The sequence below is a fragment of the Caballeronia arationis genome (genome assembly GCF_001544975.2).
GTDB classification, from domain to species: Bacteria; Pseudomonadota; Gammaproteobacteria; order Burkholderiales; family Burkholderiaceae; genus Caballeronia; species Caballeronia arationis.
The window spans coordinates 156,753-175,353 of sequence record NZ_FCOG02000004.1 but is presented as its reverse complement, the minus strand read 5'-3'; the positions used below and the strand labels follow the sequence as shown (position 1 = coordinate 175,353).

Annotated in this window: 16 protein-coding genes, 1 pseudogene and 1 riboswitch; of the genes and pseudogenes, 11 read left to right on the top strand and 6 right to left on the bottom strand. The window is 63.9% G+C overall.

The features are described from left to right. Position 1: 1 nt before the first annotated feature. Complete coding sequence (locus AWB81_RS04110) at positions 2–679, bottom strand: FadR/GntR family transcriptional regulator (RefSeq protein WP_062632621.1); 678 nt, start codon at positions 677–679, stop codon at positions 2–4. A gap of 145 nt (positions 680–824) precedes the next feature. On the opposite strand from AWB81_RS04110, the gene dgoD reads away from it, so the two are divergent. Then, complete coding sequence (dgoD, locus tag AWB81_RS04105) at positions 825–1,973, top strand: galactonate dehydratase (RefSeq protein ID WP_062632620.1); 1,149 nt, start codon at positions 825–827, stop codon at positions 1,971–1,973. A gap of 114 nt (positions 1,974–2,087) precedes the next feature. Beyond that, positions 2,088–2,390, top strand: a complete 303-nt coding sequence (locus AWB81_RS04100) for a hypothetical protein (protein WP_062632619.1) — start codon at positions 2,088–2,090, stop codon at positions 2,388–2,390. A gap of 65 nt (positions 2,391–2,455) precedes the next feature. Here the strand turns inward: AWB81_RS04100 and AWB81_RS04095 are convergent, their stop codons facing one another. Next, on the bottom strand, positions 2,456–3,391 hold the full coding sequence (locus tag AWB81_RS04095) for a CopD family protein (protein WP_062632618.1): 936 nt from the start codon (positions 3,389–3,391) through the stop codon (positions 2,456–2,458). Between the two features lie 499 nt (positions 3,392–3,890). On the opposite strand from AWB81_RS04095, the gene AWB81_RS04090 reads away from it, so the two are divergent. The 4 genes from AWB81_RS04090 (at position 3,891) to AWB81_RS04075 (ending at position 8,518) form a co-directional block, all read left to right on the top strand. Next, a complete protein-coding gene (locus tag AWB81_RS04090) occupies positions 3,891–4,631 on the top strand; it encodes a c-type cytochrome (RefSeq protein WP_062632617.1) in 741 nt (246 codons plus the stop codon). Between the two features lie 21 nt (positions 4,632–4,652). Continuing rightward, positions 4,653–5,948 (top strand): c-type cytochrome, encoded by a 1,296-nt coding sequence (locus AWB81_RS04085; RefSeq protein WP_062632616.1) that lies wholly within the window; start codon positions 4,653–4,655, stop codon positions 5,946–5,948. A 197-nt stretch (positions 5,949–6,145) separates the two neighbouring features. Beyond that, positions 6,146–6,766 carry a PAQR family membrane homeostasis protein TrhA gene (gene trhA / locus AWB81_RS04080; RefSeq protein WP_062632615.1) on the top strand — a complete coding sequence of 207 codons (621 nt, stop codon included), beginning with the start codon at positions 6,146–6,148 and terminating at the stop codon, positions 6,764–6,766. Positions 6,767–7,033: 267 nt separating this feature from the next. Beyond that, a complete protein-coding gene (locus tag AWB81_RS04075) occupies positions 7,034–8,518 on the top strand; it encodes a DEAD/DEAH box helicase (protein ID WP_062632614.1) in 1,485 nt (494 codons plus the stop codon). Positions 8,519–8,567: 49 nt separating this feature from the next. Here AWB81_RS04075 and AWB81_RS04070 read toward each other — a convergent pair. The 3 genes and pseudogenes from AWB81_RS04070 to ggt form a co-directional block, all read right to left on the bottom strand. Then, a pseudogene (locus AWB81_RS04070) lies at positions 8,568–9,033 on the bottom strand (hypothetical protein). Between the two features lie 92 nt (positions 9,034–9,125). Next, complete coding sequence (locus AWB81_RS04065) at positions 9,126–9,953, bottom strand: ferritin-like domain-containing protein (RefSeq protein ID WP_062632613.1); 828 nt, start codon at positions 9,951–9,953, stop codon at positions 9,126–9,128. A 461-nt stretch (positions 9,954–10,414) separates the two neighbouring features. Beyond that, the gene (gene ggt / locus AWB81_RS04060) at positions 10,415–12,052 is read right to left on the bottom strand and encodes a gamma-glutamyltransferase (RefSeq protein WP_062632612.1); all 1,638 of its coding nucleotides are present in this window, start codon (positions 12,050–12,052) and stop codon (positions 10,415–10,417) included. A 264-nt stretch (positions 12,053–12,316) separates the two neighbouring features. Between ggt and AWB81_RS04055 the strand changes: the two genes are divergently transcribed. Continuing rightward, positions 12,317–13,096: a DeoR/GlpR family DNA-binding transcription regulator gene (locus tag AWB81_RS04055; protein WP_062632611.1), complete on the top strand. Its 780-nt coding sequence runs from the start codon at positions 12,317–12,319 to the stop codon at positions 13,094–13,096. 305 nt (positions 13,097–13,401) lie between these two features. Continuing rightward, positions 13,402–13,599, top strand: coding sequence for a hypothetical protein (locus AWB81_RS04050; RefSeq protein ID WP_062632610.1), 198 nt, complete (start codon positions 13,402–13,404; stop codon positions 13,597–13,599). A gap of 76 nt (positions 13,600–13,675) precedes the next feature. Here AWB81_RS04050 and AWB81_RS04045 read toward each other — a convergent pair whose 3' ends face one another. Further along, positions 13,676–14,056: a hypothetical protein gene (locus AWB81_RS04045; RefSeq protein ID WP_062632642.1), complete on the bottom strand. Its 381-nt coding sequence runs from the start codon at positions 14,054–14,056 to the stop codon at positions 13,676–13,678. Between the two features lie 235 nt (positions 14,057–14,291). On the opposite strand from AWB81_RS04045, the gene glpD reads away from it, so the two are divergent. The 3 genes from glpD to ribB all read left to right on the top strand — a co-directional run bounded on the left by glpD (position 14,292) and on the right by ribB (position 18,601). Beyond that, positions 14,292–15,848 carry a glycerol-3-phosphate dehydrogenase gene (gene glpD / locus AWB81_RS04040; protein ID WP_062632609.1) on the top strand — a complete coding sequence of 519 codons (1,557 nt, stop codon included), beginning with the start codon at positions 14,292–14,294 and terminating at the stop codon, positions 15,846–15,848. A 44-nt stretch (positions 15,849–15,892) separates the two neighbouring features. Next, a complete protein-coding gene (gene glpK, locus AWB81_RS04035) occupies positions 15,893–17,389 on the top strand; it encodes a glycerol kinase GlpK (protein ID WP_062632641.1) in 1,497 nt (498 codons plus the stop codon). Positions 17,390–17,557: 168 nt separating this feature from the next. Next, positions 17,558–17,718, top strand: a riboswitch (FMN riboswitch). Positions 17,719–17,866: 148 nt separating this feature from the next. Beyond that, a complete protein-coding gene (gene ribB / locus AWB81_RS04030) occupies positions 17,867–18,601 on the top strand; it encodes a 3,4-dihydroxy-2-butanone-4-phosphate synthase (RefSeq protein ID WP_374730471.1) in 735 nt (244 codons plus the stop codon).

Sequence of the window (18,601 nt, the reverse complement as noted above, 5' to 3'; positions counted from 1 at the left end):
ATCAGTTCTCGATGCGCTCGCGCGTCACGCCGAGCAGCCCGGCCATCGCGCGGCGGGCGCCGCCTTCATCGCGTGCGACGATCGCGGCGTACACGGCCGTGTGTTCGGGAAGCGCTGCGTTGAAGACCTCGGCGCGCTTGGCGTTCAGACGCAACTGCGCTTCAAGCGTGCGCTCGATCAACGTGCCGAGCGGAATCAGCAGTTCGTTGCTACACGCGGCGAGCACACCCAGGTGGAACCGCAGGTCGGCGCGCACCCATTCGTCGACGTTTTGCGCCGCGACCATTGCGCGATGCGCGTCGGTGAGCATTGCGAGCGTCGCGGTCTGGTGGTTCCTCGCTGCGAGTGCGGCCGCGAAAGGCTCGACCATCTCGCGCATTTCCTGCAGCTTGAGCGCGAACTGAAGCGGCGGCGCAACCCGCGAATACCATTCGAGGACGTCGGTATCGAGCATGTTCCACATCTCGCGTGCGCGCACACGCGTGCCGACCTTCGGCCGTGATCCGATCAGCCCTTTCGACGTCAGCGTGCGCAACGCTTCGCGGAGCACCGTGCGGCTGACGCCGAAGCGCTCCATCAGTTCGGCTTCGCGAGGCAGCGTCGCGCCCGGCGCAAAGTCGCCGCGCAGGATGCCGGTGCCGAGTTCGTACGCCACGCGGCCGTGCAGATCGTGCTGAATGACAAACTCCTTTTTATCTTCGTCAGGCGCGAATTATCGGTTATCGCCGCGCAGGTTCAGAATTATTTACATTCAATAGTACTATTAATACGACCACAGCAAGATTTTTTGATAGCATGTCATTTCACGCCTGGAGACGCCACACATGAAAATCACCAAACTCGAAACCTTCATCGTTCCGCCGCGCTGGTGCTTCCTCAAGATCGAAACCGACGAAGGCATCGTCGGCTGGGGCGAGCCGGTCGTCGAAGGGCGCGCGCACACGGTCGCCGCCGCCGTCGACGAACTCGCGGACTATCTGGTCGGAAAGGATCCGCTTCTCATCGAGGATCACTGGCAGGTGATGTACCGGTCGGGCTTCTATCGCGGCGGCCCGATCGGCATGAGCGCTATTGCGGGCGTCGACCAGGCGCTGTGGGACATCAAGGGCAAGCATCACGGCGTGCCCGTGCATGCGCTGCTCGGCGGCCAGGTACGCGATAGGATCAAGGTGTATTCGTGGATCGGCGGCGACCGTCCGAGCGATGTCGCGAACAATGCGCGCGCCGTGGTCGAGCGCGGTTTCAAGGCGATCAAGATGAACGGCTCAGAAGAGTTGCAGATCATCGATACCTTCGACAAGGTGGAAGGCGTCATCGACAACGTGCGCGCCGTGCGCGAGGCGGTCGGTCCGAACGTCGGCATCGGCGTGGATTTTCACGGCCGCGTGCACAAGCCGATGGCGAAGGTGCTGGCCAGGGAACTCGACCCGTACAAACTGATGTTCATCGAGGAGCCGGTGCTCTCGGAGAACGCGGAGGCGCTGCGCGACATCGTCAACCAGACGAGCACGCCGATCGCGCTCGGCGAGCGGCTCTACTCGCGCTGGGACTTCAAGCATATCCTCTCGGGCGGCTATGTCGACATCATCCAGCCGGACGCGTCGCACGCGGGCGGGATCACGGAGTGCCGCAAGATCGCGTCGATGGCGGAGGCCTACGACGTCGCCCTCGCGCTGCACTGCCCGCTCGGACCGATCGCGCTCGCGACCTGCCTGCAACTCGACGCGGTCAGCTACAACGCGTTCATCCAGGAGCAGAGCCTCGGCATTCACTACAACAAGGGCAACGATCTGCTCGATTACATCCGCAATCCTGAAGTCTTCAAGTACGAAGACGGCATGGTCGCGATTCCGCAAGGGCCAGGGCTCGGCATCGAAGTGAACGAGGACAAGGTGCGCGAGATGGCGAAGATCGGGCATCGCTGGCGCAACCCGGTGTGGCGTCACGCGGACGGCAGCGTCGCGGAGTGGTGATCTGCGTGCGGCGCTCAGGCTGTGGCGTTCGGCAGCTTTAGCGCCCTCGCATACATACCGGTCCGGAAGTTGGGGTTATGCTTGCATGACCTGCAAACGCCCCGAGAGACGAGCATGTATCACGCCTTCCCTGACGAGTATGTCCGAGCCCAGCTGGCCGTCGGCGCGCTGGTCCTGTTCGGCGTCATGCGCGTGATCGGCGCGGCGCTCGGCGTGCAGCACGGCTGGCGCATCTCGACGGTCACGCGCTGTTTCATCGGCGCGGCCGTGGTCTTCTGCCTGCCACAACTCGTCGACGCGCTCGCCTTCGCGCCCGAATCGCACCGGGCGTTCGTCGAACTGCAGGGGAAGGCTGCAGGTTGCGCCGTGGCGCTCTTCTGCGCGCCGATCGTCAGTCACAAGCTGGGCTACGAATGAGCGTGCGATCCGGCTGAGCCCTGCCGAGCGGCGAGCGGCAAGCCAGTCGAAACCGCAGGGTCTACCTAACCGCCCAACGCAAATCCCGGCACGCTGTGCGACAGCACGGATGCTGCCACGAACACCCCGATCATCAGCAGGCCTTCTACGCGCATCACGTTCGTGACGGTATGCGCATCGACCGTCGATGCCGTGCGCTGCAATCGCGGCAAGGCGGACCAGCGGTTGAGCCCTCCGAAGATCAGCGCCGTCGCGACGAGCACGGCCTTCACGATCAGCACGTGTCCCCAGACGCTTTCCTGCAACACGCTCGCCGCGCCGCCGAGCCCGCGCAGCGCATTGAAGATGCCGGTCGCGACGACGAGCACCACCGCGACCACCGCCATCGCCGACATCTTCCCGGCGATGCGGATCAGGAACGCGCGCGCAAGCGAGGTCCCGAGCGCAGGCAACACCGCGAACGCGCCCGCTATCACGACACCGCCCCAGACGCCCGTCGCGAGCAGGTGCACCGTCTGCACGACCTCGGCGGCCGAAAAGGCGCCGGCATCGGCCGCATGTCCGACCGACGCCTTGCCCGCCGCCGCGACGAGCGCAGCGAACGCGGCGAATGCGAGCCGCCCGGCGCCCATCGGCGCGCCGGATGCGGTGGCGAGCACGAGCAGCACGCTGCCGGCGAACGCGATCGCCCAGCCGGCGCCGGCGTGCGTCGCCGTGAGAACAGCCCACACCGACGCGCCCGCCTCCATGACTGGCACGCCGCTCATCGATGCCGCCTGCAGCCACAGCAGCACAAGATTCGCGAACGCGAGCACGAGCGCGCCGCCCGAACCGATGCGCCGCGCGCGCGCCCAGCCGAAGCGCGCCGGCGAGACCGCGGCAAAGGCCTTCTCGTTCGAAAGCCATCCGTTCATCAGCACGGCGCCGAGCGTCGAGGCGAAAGCGATGTCGCCGAGCGCGGCAAAGGCAACCTGCGCGAGCCAGAGCGGGTCGTCGTTCATGGGCGCTCCCCGGTGGTCGGGCGGGCATGCTGGATGGGCGATTGCGATACGGACATCATCGGGAGGCAGGAAAAGAACGGTCGGCAGGAATAAAAGAAAGGACGCATGCAGCCCGCGAAGTCTAGTCGAACGGGCGCTTCGCATGCACGTATTGAAACGCCTTGATACTTTTGCTGGCCCCGAGCGGCGTGGCCATGGGTCGAGCGTTTGTCGATGCGACGCGAGCAAAAAGCTCGCGAAGCGCCCTCGGCAATCTCATCCCCCACACCAATCATCCGCGTCGAAACTACGTGACAAATTGTCGCGGAAACGCCGAAACGCCCGCTGTGGAAGGCCAAGCCCAAATAGTCATCATCATGCAACGATGATAGAATGCCGCGTCGCATCAGAGGCTCGTCGAGCCTTTTGTGGTAGTAGCTTCGCGCATCGCAGCTACGCTACTGAGTAGTTCGCCACTTTCGCACCGAGCCGAACGAAGCTCGGCAGGTCCCCGAATTTCATGGAGTGTCGCGTGTCTTCAAGACGCAAATACCGTCCGCTGCTCGCCTCGTTGCTCGGCCTGGCACTGATTGGCGCTGGCGCTTTCAATGCCGCGCAGGCGCAAAACCAGCCGATCGCCCCTGATACGATGGCCGCACGCGTGCAGGGCTGCACCGCGTGCCACGGCGTGCACGGCGAAGGCACGGACAACGACTATTTCCCGCGTCTTGCCGGCAAGCCGGCCGACTACCTGTACAACCAGTTGCAGAACTTCCGCGAAGGGCGCCGCAAGTACCCGCCGATGAACTACCTCGTCACGTATCTCTCGGACGACTACCTTCATCAGATCGCGACGTACTTCTCGCAACAGCGTCCGCCGTATCCGCAGCCCGCGAAGAGCAACGTGTCGCAGTCGACTCTCGCGCGCGGCCAGCAGATCGTGCTGAACGGCGATACATCGAAACAGATTCCTGCCTGCGCCGCCTGTCACGGCAAGCCGCTGACCGGCATGCAGCCGGCCATCCCGGGTCTCGTCGGCCTGCACTCGGATTACATCAGCGCGCAGGTTGGCGCATGGCGTTCGGGCACGCGTCACGCGAAGGCGCCCGACTGCATGCAGCAAATCGCCTCCCGCCTGACGGACGACGACGTCACCGCCGTCGCCGCATGGCTCTCGACGCAAACCGCACCCGCCAACCCGGTGCCCGCGCCCGCTGGCTCGTTGAAGATGCCGCTCACCTGCGGCAGCGAACCGCAATAAGGCGCGAGGAGCGACAACACAATGAAACGCAAGTCCCTGTTCGCACTCTCGGCTGTCGTCGTGGCAGCCGTCGCAGCCGGCGCCGTCCTCTGGTCGGGCGGCGACAATCTCCATTCGGGCGGCGCCATCGCGGCCACGCCCGCCGACAAGGCCGCGCTCATCAAGCAAGGCGAGTATCTCGCCCGCGCCGGCGACTGTATCGCGTGCCACACGGTGCGCGGCGGCAAGGAATTCGCGGGCGGCCTGCCGATGGCCACGCCGTTCGGCACGATGTTCACGCCGAACATCACGCCGGACGACCAGTATGGCATCGGCAAGTGGACGTCGGATGACTTCTATCGCGCGATGCACACGGGCCGCTCGAAGGACGGCAGCCTGCTCTACCCGGGCTTCCCTTTCACGAGCTACACGAAGGTCACGCGCGCCGACTCGGACTCGATCTACGCGTACCTGCGCTCGGTCACGCCGGTGTCCGTCGCGAGCCGTCCGCACGAACTGCGCTTCCCGTTCAACAACCGCAACCTGCTGATCGGCTGGCGCACGCTGTTCTTCAGCGAAGGCGAGTACAAGCCGGATCCGACGAAGTCGGTCGAATGGAACCGCGGCGCGTATCTCGTCGAAGGCCTCGGCCATTGCGGCATGTGCCACACGTCGATCAACGCGATGGGCGGCCCGGTCAGCTCGGCGGCGTTCGCCGGCGGCCTGATCCCGCTGCAGAACTGGTATGCGCCGTCGCTGACGTCGAACAAGGAAGCCGGCCTCGGCGACTGGGACATCAAGGACATCAACGACCTGTTGAAGACCGGCGTGTCGCAGCGTGGCGCGGTGTTCGGTCCGATGGCCGAAGTGGTCCACAACAGCCTGCAGTACATGTCCGACGCGGACATCAACGCGATGTCGACGTATCTCAAGTCGATCCCGCAGAAGAAGGAAGCGCCGGAAACGATGCAGCTCGAGACGTCGGAGAAGTTCGGCACCGAACTGTTGCAGATGGGCAAGAAGGTCTATACGGAGAACTGCGCGAAGTGTCACGCGGAGAACGGCCTCGGCAAGCCGCCGGCCTATCCGCCGCTTGCAAACAACCCGTCGATCCAGATGCAGTCGGCCGTCAACCCGATCCGCATGACGCTCAACGGCGGTTATCCGCCGAGCACGGGCGGCAACCCGATGCCGCACGGCATGCCGCCGTTCGCGCAGGCGCTGTCGGATACGGAAGTCGCTGCGGTCGTGACGTACATCCGTATGTCGTGGGGCAACCACGGTACGCCGGTGTCGCCGCAACAGGTCAGCAATCTGAGATCGGCGCCGCTCGACTGACAATAAACGCAGACAGCGTACAATAGATGCTGGGGCGCAGCCTTCGAGTCGGGGCCGCGCCCCTTGTCTTTGGTGGCCAAGTGCTTTCCAGATCTAGCTTGCGGCGCTTTGTCATGTGCCTGTATCGACGCCGCTTTTGTCCATGCAAGGCATGATGCGGGCAGAAACAGCGAAGCAAGGCGCAACGAGGAAGTGCAATGTATTTTGGCGAGCGGTTCAACAGTATCAGCCACCTGATCGGCACGGTGCTGTCGGTGGCAGGACTGGCGGCGCTCGTCACGATGGCCTCGTTCGAAGGCGATCCGTACAAGATCGTGAGCTTCGCGATCTACGGCGCGATGCTTTTCGCGCTGTACGCAATTTCGACGCTGTATCACTGGGCGCGTAATCCGCGCGTCAAGGCGATACTGCAAAAATGCGATCATTCGGCAATCTACTTGCTGATCGCAGGCAGCTACACCCCGTTCACGCTCGTCACGTTGCGTGGTCCCTGGGGCTGGTCGCTGTTTGGTGTGAGCTGGGGGCTTGCTGTCCTCGGCATCGTGCAGGAACTCACGCTCGGGCGCCGAACCCGCAGCGTTTCGATGGTGCTTTACGTGTTGATGGGCTGGCTCGCGCTCGTAGCCGTCCGTCCGCTCGTTTCGGCGCTGCCGCCCGCAGGCACTGCGTGGCTGGTGGCGGGCGGCGTGATCTATAGCGCCGGTATCTATTTTTTCATCAACGACGAGCGCATCCGGCACGGCCACGGTATCTGGCACCTGTTCGTGCTGGCAGGCAGCCTGTGTCAATTCGTCAGCGTGGCGCGCTACGTCGCGTAACACGTGCATGAGACGCTCGTGACGCGAGCCGCGCGCTGCGCGGAACGCATCGCGATGTTCCGGATGCAACTTAACGCCAGTCGACGTGTTTTGATAGCGCGCCGAACTTCGCGGCATCTTCGATGTGCCCGGTAGCGCAAATGCGCGCCGGACGCCATGCCGCCCGATTTCCTCGATCGTCGCCCGCGCGCTGATGTCAGCGCACAGGCCGCATTGGCGGCCATGAAGCGTCAGCGCCGGTCGTCATACCGAAAGTGCGAACACTCTATGTCTTTTGATTCTCTCGGACTGTCCGAACCCCTGCTGCGTGCCGTCAACGAACTTGGCTACACGAGCCCCACGCCGATCCAGCGCCAGGCCATTCCCGCTGTCCTGAACGGCGGCGACCTACTCGCGGGCGCACAAACCGGCACCGGCAAGACCGCCGGCTTCACGCTGCCGATCCTGCAACGCCTCTCGCAGATGGCGCCGGCTCCGGCAGGCGCGAAGCGCCATGTCCGCGCGCTGATCCTCACGCCGACGCGCGAACTCGCCGCTCAGGTCGAGGAAAGCGTGCGCGCCTATGGCAAGTACCTGAAGCTGAAGTCGACCGTGATGTTCGGCGGCGTCGGCATCAACCCGCAAATCGATGCGCTGAAGCGCGGCATCGATATCGTCGTTGCGACGCCGGGGCGCCTGCTCGATCACATGCAGCAGAAGACCATCGACCTGTCGCGTGTCGAAATTCTCGTGCTCGACGAAGCGGACCGCATGCTCGACATGGGCTTCATCCACGACATCAAGCGCGTGCTCGCGAAGCTGCCGCCGAAGCGCCAGAACCTGCTGTTCTCGGCCACTTTCTCCGACGAGATCAAGACGCTCGCCGACAACCTGCTCGACTCGCCCGCGCTGATCGAAGTCGCGCGGCGCAACACGACGGCCGAGACGGTCGCGCAGAAGATCCACCCCGTCGATCGCGACAAGAAGCGCGAAATGCTCACGCATCTGATCAAGCGGCACAACTGGTTCCAGGTGCTCGTCTTCACGCGCACGAAGCACGGCGCGAACCGGCTGGCCGAACAGCTTGGCAAGGACGGCATCAGCGCGCTGGCGATTCACGGCAACAAGAGCCAGTCGGCGCGCACCCGTGCGCTCGCCGAATTCAAGGACCAGACGCTGCAGGTGCTGGTCGCAACCGATATCGCCGCGCGCGGCATCGATATCGACCAGCTTCCGCACGTCGTGAATTTCGATTTGCCGAACGTGCCGGAAGACTACGTGCACCGCATCGGCCGCACCGGCCGGGCGGGCGCGACGGGCGAAGCCGTGTCGCTGGTTTGCGTCGACGAGCATCAACTGCTGAAGGACATCGAGCGGCTCATCAAGCGTCCGATTCCGCAGGAAGTGATCGAAGGCTTCGAGCCGGACCCGAACGCGAAGGCCGAGCCGATCCAGCGCCGCAGTCAGGGCGGCGGCGGCCAGCGCTCGCCGCGTCAGGGACAAGGCGCGCCGCGACGCGACGGCGCAGGCGGCAATGGCGGTGCGAAGCCGGCGGGTGCGAAGCCGGCAGGCGGCAATAACAATGGCTCGCGCTCGCCAAAGCCTGCGACGGCGAAGCCCAACGGCAAAACCGATGCGCCGCGTGCAGCTCATTCGAACGGTCAGCGCAACGGGCTGTCGCCGAATCCGGGCGCGCTGCTCGGCGGCAAGGCGCGCAACGAAGGCGGCAACGGTCGCCGCGACACGCCGCGCTCGGGCCAACGAGGGCGTTAAATCTGCAGCAACGCGGGCCCCGTTCGATGAACGAGCGCCCGCGCGTCTATCAAGCGGCGGCGCTCGCCGCCCGCTTCAGCATCTCCACTTGCGCGCGCCAGCGTGTCATCACGGCCTCGCCGTCATCCAGTTCGAAAACGATCCCACCCGTCAGCCGCGCGTAGCCGACGCGCTGCCACTCGCCCGTCTCGATCGTCGAGACAAAGCACGCGAGCGGCGTGTCATCGAGCGGCACCGGGCGCGCCTCCAGTTGAACCTGAAAGAACGCTGCGTCGAAGACGAATGTGAGCGTCGCGCGACCCGTTGAGGCGATCGCCTGCGCCGCGCGCCAGTTCGCCGAGGCTCAGGAGCGACGTGCGCACGCGCCCCGCCTCATCGACGGCGAGAAGCGACGCCGTGAAGCCACCTTTGGTCTCGATGGACGTGCCGTCGAAGAGCGAACGCAACTCGGGCGGCCACTCGTCGAACGCGCTCTGCTCGATGGGCCGCGAGCGGGCGGAATCGGACTGGGTCATGGGCGTTCTCTTCCGATGGTTGAAAAACGAAAGGCCCGCAGCAGCGGGCCTTTCGCATGCGACTCGAGCCGGCCGGCGCGGACGCTTCAAGCCTAGCGGAAGAACACGTGCTGCGTGATCTTCGCGAGCGGATAAAGCACGCCCGGCTGGATGCGCGCGGGCAGATCGAGCGGCTTCAGCAGCATTTTCACGCACATGTCGGCGGACAGGTTACGCCGCACGAGCTTGTTCACATGCGCCGACAGTTCGCGGTTGTAAGCCGAGTCGCGCACGCGCTCCGGATAGCGGATCGCGAACACGTGTCGCAGCGCGATTTCCGAATCCTCGTTCTTGAGCTCCAGCACGCGGCGCATCAGCGCGCCCAGCACTGCCATGCGTCCGTTGCCTTCGATCCGGTTGTACTTCTTGAAAAAGCGGAAGAAATGCTTGTAATGGCGGACTTCGTCGGTACGAATGTTGTCGGTGATCTGCTTCAGCACCGGTTCGTCGGAACATTCGTTGATCGCACGATAAAGCGTAGCCGTGCCCGTCTCGACGACGCAGCGCGCCACCATCTCGAGCGCCCGCTTCTTCTCGAAATCTTCCATGGAGCAGGTGAGCGAATACTCCGCGAAAAAATTCCGGAATGCGGTGTCCCAGTCGAACTCTGGCCACACGTGATGGATGTAGGTCTTTAACGCGCGCCCATGCTGCATCTCCTCGGGCTCCCACTCATTATTGAGCCACGCGGAAATCTCCGGATCGTCGTTGAAATACTTGCTGAGGTTACTCGTGTACAGATCGGTGCCGCTCTCGATGAACGAGCAGGCACACAGTAACAAAAGCAGATGCTCATTCGACACAGCCTTGTGCCGGTCGATACGGCTCAAATCGATGTCCTCGATTCGCCATGGCATCACATGGGTATTGTCAGTGTGCATCTATCGCGCTCCCAAGCTGCACTGAACACGTCGCCGAACGTGAAGGCGGAGGTTCAGGTAAGCCGCGAACGGTTCCGTCGCAGCGTCTTCGAAATGCTTCATCGGGCCGGTGAAGCGGCCGATGAACGGGCCATTGACGGCATTGCTTTTGCATCTTAGCCGTCCTGCAACGAGTTTGCAGACTACTCACAGACTCGTGAAATGCAGTCACAGTTCCTAATCGCGGCACTCTAATGAGCACAGTTCGTTCCGCGGCCCCGTTTTTTTGACAAATATGGCCGAACTGAAACAGCATTCTGTAAACGTCGAAAGCGGTCCGAAGACCGCCCCTTTTGGGCACCACCGGGACGGGCTGTCCTTTTGATGTTGCGGACAAGCGTCGTCCTCACCCGCTGCCGAAGGCATGCGGATGGAACGAACGCAATCAGGTATGAACCGCCCGCCGATGCGCGGGCGCAGGATCAGAATCCGGCAGCGAGCCCGTCGCGCCGGCTGTCGCTTGCCGCGACGTAACCGCGTTCCGGGTCATTGCGGTCCAGCTTCCAGATGTACTGCCCCGAGCCGAAGTCCATGTAGGGGTCGTCGACCGACTTGATTGTGTGGCCGAGCCCTTCGAGCGCGCGCGCGGTTTCGGCGGAGAGCGTCGATTCGATGTCGATGGTGAAATCGTGGTTCACCTTCCAGCGCGGCGCGTCGCAGGCAGCCTGCGGCTGCTGGCCGTAGTCGAGCATCCGCACGATCGATTGCAGATGGCCTTGCGGCTGCATGTCGCCGCCCATGACGCCGAAGCTCATCACCGCCTCGTGCCTGCCGTCGACTTTCTGCGTGAGGAATGCCGGGATGATCGTGTGGAACGGCCGCTTGCCGCCTTCGACGACGTTCGCCGACTTCGGGTCCATCGAGAACCCGCAGCCGCGGTTCTGAAGCGAGATGCCCGTGTCGGGCACGACGACGCCCGAGCCGAAGCCCATGTAGTTGGACTGAATGAAGCTCACCATCATGCCGCGCTCGTCCGCGACCGACATATAGATCGTGCCGCCCGCCTTCGGCATGCCGAAGCCGAACTGCGTGGCCTTCTTCGGATTGATCAGCTTCGCGCGTTCGATCAGATAGGCGTCGTCGAGCATCTGCTCGGGCGTCACTTCCATCGAGCGCGGATCGGCGACATAGCGATACACGTCGGCGAATGCGAGCTTCATCGCCTCGATCTGCAGGTGCTGCGACTCGATGCGATCGACAGTGAGCGCGTTGACGTCGAACTTGTCGAGGATGCCGAGCGCGATCAGCGCGGCGATGCCCTGTCCGTTCGGCGGAATTTCGTGCACCGTGTGACCGCGATAGTCCTTGCTGATCGGCTCGACCCAGTCGGCCCGGTAGCTGCGCAGGTCGGCGGCGGTCAGCGCCGCGCCGCCATCCTTCGCATACGCGGCGATGCGCTCGGCGATCTCGCCTTCGTAGAAAGCACGCGGGCCTTGCTCCGCGAGCTTGCGCAACGTCTTCGCGTGGCCGGGAAAGCGGACTAGTTCGCTGATCTCGGGCGCGCGGCCGCGCGGCATGAAAACATCGGCGAAACCGGGCTGGTCCTTCAGTTCCGGCACGGCCGCCGCCCACTTGTACGCAACGATGCTCGCCACCGCATGCCCGCGCTCGGCAATTTCGATCGCCGGTTCCATCAGGTCGCCGAAAGGCAGCGAGCCGAATTTCGCGTGCAGCGCTTCCCAGCCCGCGATCACGCCTGGCACGGTGACCGCGTCCCAGCCGCGCTTTGGCTGGTTCGCGAGGCCGTTCTCCTCGCCGTACTTGCGTTTGAAGTAGTCGACATTCCACGCCGCCGGCGAAACGCCCGATGCATTCAGGCCGTGCAGCTTCGCGCCGTCCCAGACGAGCGCGAACGCATCGCCGCCCAGGCCGCACGATACCGGCTCGACGACGGTGATAGCGGCCGCGGCGGCGATCGCTGCATCGACGGCGTTACCGCCCTTCCAGAACATGCGCAGACCGGCCTGCGCAGCAAGCGGATGCGAAGTCGAAACGATGTTGCGGGCGAAGACGGGCAGGCGCGGTGTCGGATACGGGTTTTGCCAGTTGAAGCGGGTCATGGGTTTCCAGTTCAGGTGCGGCTGGCGCACCGGGGGCGTCGGGACGGCCGGCGGCGGCTCAGGCGATTTTCAGAAGCAATGAAACGGACGAAAGCAGAGCATTCCATCGCGAACACTTGCGAAAAACAAATTCATTTATCGCATCAATTAATGAAGTCCTGACATCAGTTTACCTCGCTGAATAGGTCTGTCGTTCGTTCGAACATTTCCAACTTACAATACGGCTAACAAAACGATGCGCGCCGCTCGCAAAAGAACATCGCCATGACACGAGACCCCCGCCTCACCTTGAACGCACGACAGCAGGAACTGCTCGACTGGGTGCAACGCGACGGCTTCGTGACCGTCGACGATCTCGCCGCGCATTTCGAGGTTACGCCGCAAACCATCCGGCGCGACGTCAACTGGCTCTCCGACATGAACCTGCTGCGCCGCTACCACGGCGGCGCGAGCCTGCCGACGAGTTCGGAGAACGTCTCCTACACGGCGCGCCAGCGCATGTTCCACGACGAAAAGCGACGCATCGCGGCGCTCGTCGCCACACATATTCCCGATCAGGCCTCGCTCTTCATCAACCTCGGCACGACCACCGAAGAAGTCGCGCGGGCGCTAAACCGGCACCGTGGGCTGCGCGTCATCACGAACAACCTGAACGTGGCGAGCATGATGGGCGGCTATCCCGATTGCGAAGTGCTCGTCACCGGCGGCATCGTGCGACCGTGGGACAAGGGCATTGTCGGCGAGCTGGCGATCGATTTCATTCGTCAGTTCAAGGTGGACTTTGCGATCATCGGGACCTCGAGCATCGAGGAGGACGGCACCCTGCGTGACTTCGACACGCGCGAAGTGCGCGTCGCCGAGGCGATCATCCAGCACGCGCGCACCGTCTTCCTGGCCGCCGATCACTCGAAATTCGGCCGCCCCGCGCTCGTGCGGCTCGGCCACCTGAACCAGATCCACGCCCTCTTCACCGACGCGCCGACGCCGCCCGAAATGGCCGATGCACTCGCCGCCGCCAGCACGCAGGTTTACATCGCTGACTAGACCTGCCGCGACCGCGTGTTTGTGTGCAGTGCGGCACGAAGTTCAAGTAAATTCTCCGAATTCGCGCAACGGATGGACCGCTTTCGCGTCCAGGAAAAGTCAAACGCAATATTTTCCGCAACCGTTTGGCACTCGTCAGACACTTTCCCTACAATCCAGATTCCCGGCACCCGCAAGCCTCAAAAAAGCTTGAAGAACACCGCGTCTGCCCGGCTATTGCAGTTCCCCCACGCAACGTTGCGAGCCTTAAGCGCCGGCCTTAGCCGGACACTTTTGTGCCGTTCTGTCGTCATGGAGAACACGAGATGCTGAGTCCGCACGAATTTGCCACGCTGTTGCTAGTTCAGGAAGCTCCGAATCAGGTCGAAATGGCGCGCGAAGAACTCGACGCCCTGCTCGAACGTCAACTCGTCCAGCTCGAAAACCTCGCGTCAGGACGACAACAATGGCGCCTCACGGCCTCAGGCGACTCGACAATGAAGGCATTCAAGCGGTTCTCGTAGCTCGCTTCTGCTTTTGCTTTTCTCCTGTTCAAGGCTCGCGCCCGGCTTCGCCGCCGCGCGCGAGTGCATTCCCTGATCATCCTGCCCGCAACGTCGGATCGACGGCGGCACGCCAGCTCAACGCCTGCGCGCGCTGATCGAGGAAAAAGCTCGCCCAGGCATTTTGCGCCTGCGGACCGGGATTGGCCGCGTAGGCGGCGTGCCGTTCCGCGATCGCGCTCTGGAATGCGCAGAAGCGCTCCTTCGAGAGCCCGTTGCGCTTGAACGCGACATAGGCGTCGAAGAAGGTCGAATAGACATCCTGCGCGTCCGGGCCGTAGTCCGCCGCCGCGCTTCCGCACATTTCCTGCAAGGCACTGAACGATGGCGCACCCCTCGTGCCGCTGAGACTCGGCGTGCCCACGCAACCAGCGAGCAATAGCGCGCCTGCCGCGCCCACGCAAAACAGCTTTCGCATCGCATTCACCTCTTCGTTTTCCACCGACGCCCAAGTATCGGACGGAGCGCGCATTCGCGCCACTCGGCCGCATGGCATACGCGCAAATGACAAGGCGTGCCGGCAACCCGTCGGCATCGGCGAAAACACCTATCCCATCCGGCCGACTTTACTTTTTCGTTTATGTTCGTTAGATTTCGAATTCGAACATTACAGGTTCGTCAGATTTTCCTTTGACGGACGGGAGAAGACCAACGTGACGCAGCGCGGACAGTACGACTTGCTCGTGGTGGGCGGCGGCATCAACGGTGCGGGCATCGCGCGCGACGCGGCCGGCCGCGGATTGTCCGTGCTGCTGTGTGAAAAGGACGATCTCGCGTCGCACACGTCGTCGTCGAGCACGAAACTCATTCACGGCGGGCTGCGTTATCTGGAATACGGCGAGTTCAAGCTCGTGCGCAAGGCGTTGCAGGAGCGCGAGGTTTTGCTGCATGCCGCGCCGCACATCATGTGGCCGCTGCGCTTCGTGATGCCGCACATGCCGAACCTGCGTCCCGCCTGGATGATCCGAGCGGGCCTTTTTCTCTACGACCATCTCGCGCGGCGCGAATTGCTGCCCGGCTCGCGGGGCATCGACATGCGCCGGCATCCGGCGGGTGCGCCGCTCGTCGATTCGATCCGGCGCGGCTTCGTCTACTCCGACGGCTGGGTCGACGATGCGCGCCTCGTCGCGCTCAACGCGCTCGACGCGCACGAACGCGGCGCGACCGTCATGACGCACACGCGGCTCGTCGGCGCCGAGCGCTCGGAGGGCGAATGGCTCGCGACGCTAGAAGGACCGGCCGGCGAGCGCATCGAAGTGCGCGCCCGCGCCATGGCCAATGCGGCGGGTCCGTGGGTCGGCGACCTGCTGAAGGGCGCACTCGGCAACACGAGAACGCGGCACAGCGTGCGGCTCGTGAAGGGCAGCCACATCGTGACGAAGCGCCTGTTCGAGCACGACCACGCGTACATCTTCCAGAACCCCGACAAGCGAATCATCTTCGCGATTCCCTACGAAAACGACTACACGCTGATCGGCACGACCGACATCGAATACGGCGGCGATGCAGCGAAGGTCGAAATCGGCGCCGACGAAATCCGCTATCTCTGCGATTCGATCAACCGCTATTTCAAGCATCACATTGCGCCGGAAGACGTCTGCTGGAGCTACTCCGGCGTGCGCCCGCTCCTTGAAGACGAGACGGCGGAGAACGCGTCGGCGGTCACGCGCGACTATTTGCTCGAACTCGATGCCGGCGGCGCGCCGCTCCTGTCCGTCTTCGGCGGCAAGATCACGACCTTCCGCAAGCTCGCGGAAGAGGCCGTCGACAAGCTTGCCGACGCGTTGCAGGCGCCCGCCCGCACGTGGACCGAAGGCGTGCCGCTGCCGGGCGGCGATTTCGCCGATGCCGACTTCGAGCGCTTTCTGCGCGAACTCGAACAGCATCATCCGTGGCTTCCTCCCGCGCTGGCGCGCCGCTATGCGCGCGCGTACGGCACGCGCGCCGCGCGGGTGATCGGCGCGGCGCGCTCCGTCGAGGAGCTCGGCGAAGCGTTCGCGCCCGGTCTCTACGAAGCCGAACTGCGCTACCTGCGCGACAACGAATGGGCGTTGCGCGCCGAAGACGTGCTGTGGCGCCGCTCGAAGCTCGGTTTGCATATTGGTCGCGCGTCGCTCGACGAAGTCAGCCGGCGCATCGACCGTTGGCTCGCGAGCGCGACATCGAACGCACCGTCATTGCGCGCGGCATCGCGGCTACACTCGCCCTGAAGGCATCGAACAACGCGCGTCCAAAAAAAACAGTGGAGAAGACAATGCAGGATCAGTACGTCCTCGCGCTCGACCAGGGCACGACCAGCTCCCGCGCCATGCTGTTCGACCGCAACGGCAACGTGGTGTCGATGGCGCAGAAGGAATTCCAGCAGATCTATCCGCAGCCGGGCTGGGTCGAACACGACCCGCAGGAAATCTGGTCGACGCAGGCGGGCGTCGCCGCCGAAGCGGTCACGCGCGCCGGGCTGAACGGCACGTCGATTGCCGCGATCGGCATCACGAACCAGCGCGAGACCACCATTGTCTGGGATCGCGACACGGGCCATCCGATTTACAACGCGATCGTCTGGCAGGACCGCCGCACGGCGGACTTCTGCGACCAGCTGAAGGTGCAGGGACTCGAAGAAAAAGTCCGCGCGAAGACCGGCCTGCCGATCGATTCGTATTTCTCGGCCACCAAGATCCGCTGGATCCTCGACAACGTCGATGGCGCGCGCGACAAGGCACGGCAGGGGCGCCTCGCGTTCGGTACCGTCGACAGCTGGCTCGTGTGGAATTTCACGCGGCACGAACTGCACATCACCGACGTCACCAACGCGTCAAGGACCATGCTCTTCAACATCCACACGCTGCAATGGGATGACGAACTGCTCGACGCGCTCGAGATTCCGCGCAGCATGCTGCCCGAGGTGCGCCCGTCGTCGGAGGTCTACGGATCGACGAAAACCACCGTGTTCGCTTCGAAAATCGCGCTAGGCGGCATCGCAGGCGACCAGCACGCCGCGCTTTTCGGCCAGATGTGCACGGAAACCGGCATGGTGAAAAACACCTACGGCACCGGCTGCTTCCTCGTGATGAACACCGGCGACACGCCGATCGAATCGCGCAACAACCTCGTCACGACGATCGCCTGGCAGATCGGCGGCCAGATCAACTATGCGCTGGAGGGAAGCATTTTCATCGCGGGCGCGGTCGTGCAGTGGCTGCGCGACGGACTCGGCATCATCAAGAGTGCGAGCGAAATTGAAACGCTCGCGCGCGGCGTGCCGCATTGCGACGGCGTCTATCTCGTGCCGGCCTTCGCGGGCCTCGGCGCGCCGCACTGGAACGCCCGGGCGCGCGGCACGCTGTTCGGCGTAACGCGCGGCACGAATGCGGGACATATCGCCCGTGCAGCGCTCGATTCGATCGCGTATCAGTCGCTCGACGTGCTGAAGGCGATGGAAGCGGATTCGGGCGGCGCGATCGCGGAACTGCGCGTCGATGGCGGCGCGTGCGCGAACAATCTGCTGATGCAGTTCCAGGCGGACATTCTCGGTGTCGATGTCGTGCGCCCGCAGGTCGCCGAGACCACGGCCCTCGGCGCGGCCTATCTCGCGGGGCTGGCGGTCGGTTACTGGAAGGATGTCGACGAACTGAAGCAGCAGTGGAAGCTTGAACACCGCTTCACGCCGTCGATGCAGAAACCTGACGTCGATGCATGCCTCGCCGGTTGGCAGCGGGCGATCAACGCGGCGAAGGCGTGGGCGGACGCGTGATGGTCCCGGCAGCGGCGTTAATCGCTTTGAGCCAATGTCGCATTTCGACAAGTTACGCTTTGAGCCAATGTCGCATTTCGACAAGTTACGCGTCGCGCCATGCTGCAACTTTCGCCGGTCTGTTGTATCCTGAAAATAGCCGCTAGTTGCTTAATTAGCGGGAAATCAGTGCGTCTTCAGGGCGGGGCGAAATTCCCCACCGGCGGTATGTGCGATGGCCGAGAGGCTGTTCACGAGCCCGCGAGCGCCCGTCAGCAACATCGACGGGGTCAGCAGATCTGGTGCGAAGCCAGAGCCGACGGTCATAGTCCGGATGGAAGAAGATGTGCAGATGGTCATGTCCGTTCCCCTCGGTGAAGGCGCGCATCGCGTGCCGGACCAGACGGCGTCGTCCACGCGGCGCGGTCCGGGTGTCGTTATGCCTTTCTGCAATGCCCTGAAACGTTTTTCGCCCATTCCTTAGCGAGAGCGTTTCACATGTCCGTTTCCAATCAGAACCTGTCTTTTGCGGCACCGTCCGTCATCGCCGATGACGCCTTCGCCGACCTTTCCCTGCTTGCTTCCGTCGACGTTCCGCCGCGCATCGCAGCGGCACTCCAGGCCATGCGCGACGGCCGCGCCGTCGTACTGCAGGACGATCACGACCGCGAGAACGAAGCCGATCTGATCGTCGCCGCCGAAAAAATCACCGATGCCACGATGGCGCTCCTGATCCGCGAATGCAGCGGGATCGTGTGCCTGTGCCTGCCCGACGAGAAAGTGCGCGCGCTCGAACTCCCGCCGATGGCCGCCGCCAACGGGAGCCGCTACGGCACGGCGTTCACGGTGTCGATCGAGGCGCGCGAGGGTGTGACGACGGGCGTCTCGGCGGCCGATCGCGTGACGACGATCCGCGCCGCCATCGCCGACAACGCGAAACCCGCCGACATCGTGCGTCCCGGTCACGTGTTCCCGCTGCGCGCGATGCCGGGCGGCGTGCTCGCGCGTCGCGGACATACGGAAGGCACCGTCGATCTGGCGATCCTGGCTGGTCTGAAACCGGCGGGCGTGCTGTGCGAACTGATGAACGCCGACGGAACGATGACGCGCGGCGCCCAGGTCGAACAATTCGCCAAAGAGCACGGCCTGCCGATGCTGACGATCGCGGAACTGGTCGAATTCCGCGCGGTGCTGGCGGCGACGCGGGAAGTCGTGGAGGAAGAAGCCGTCTAG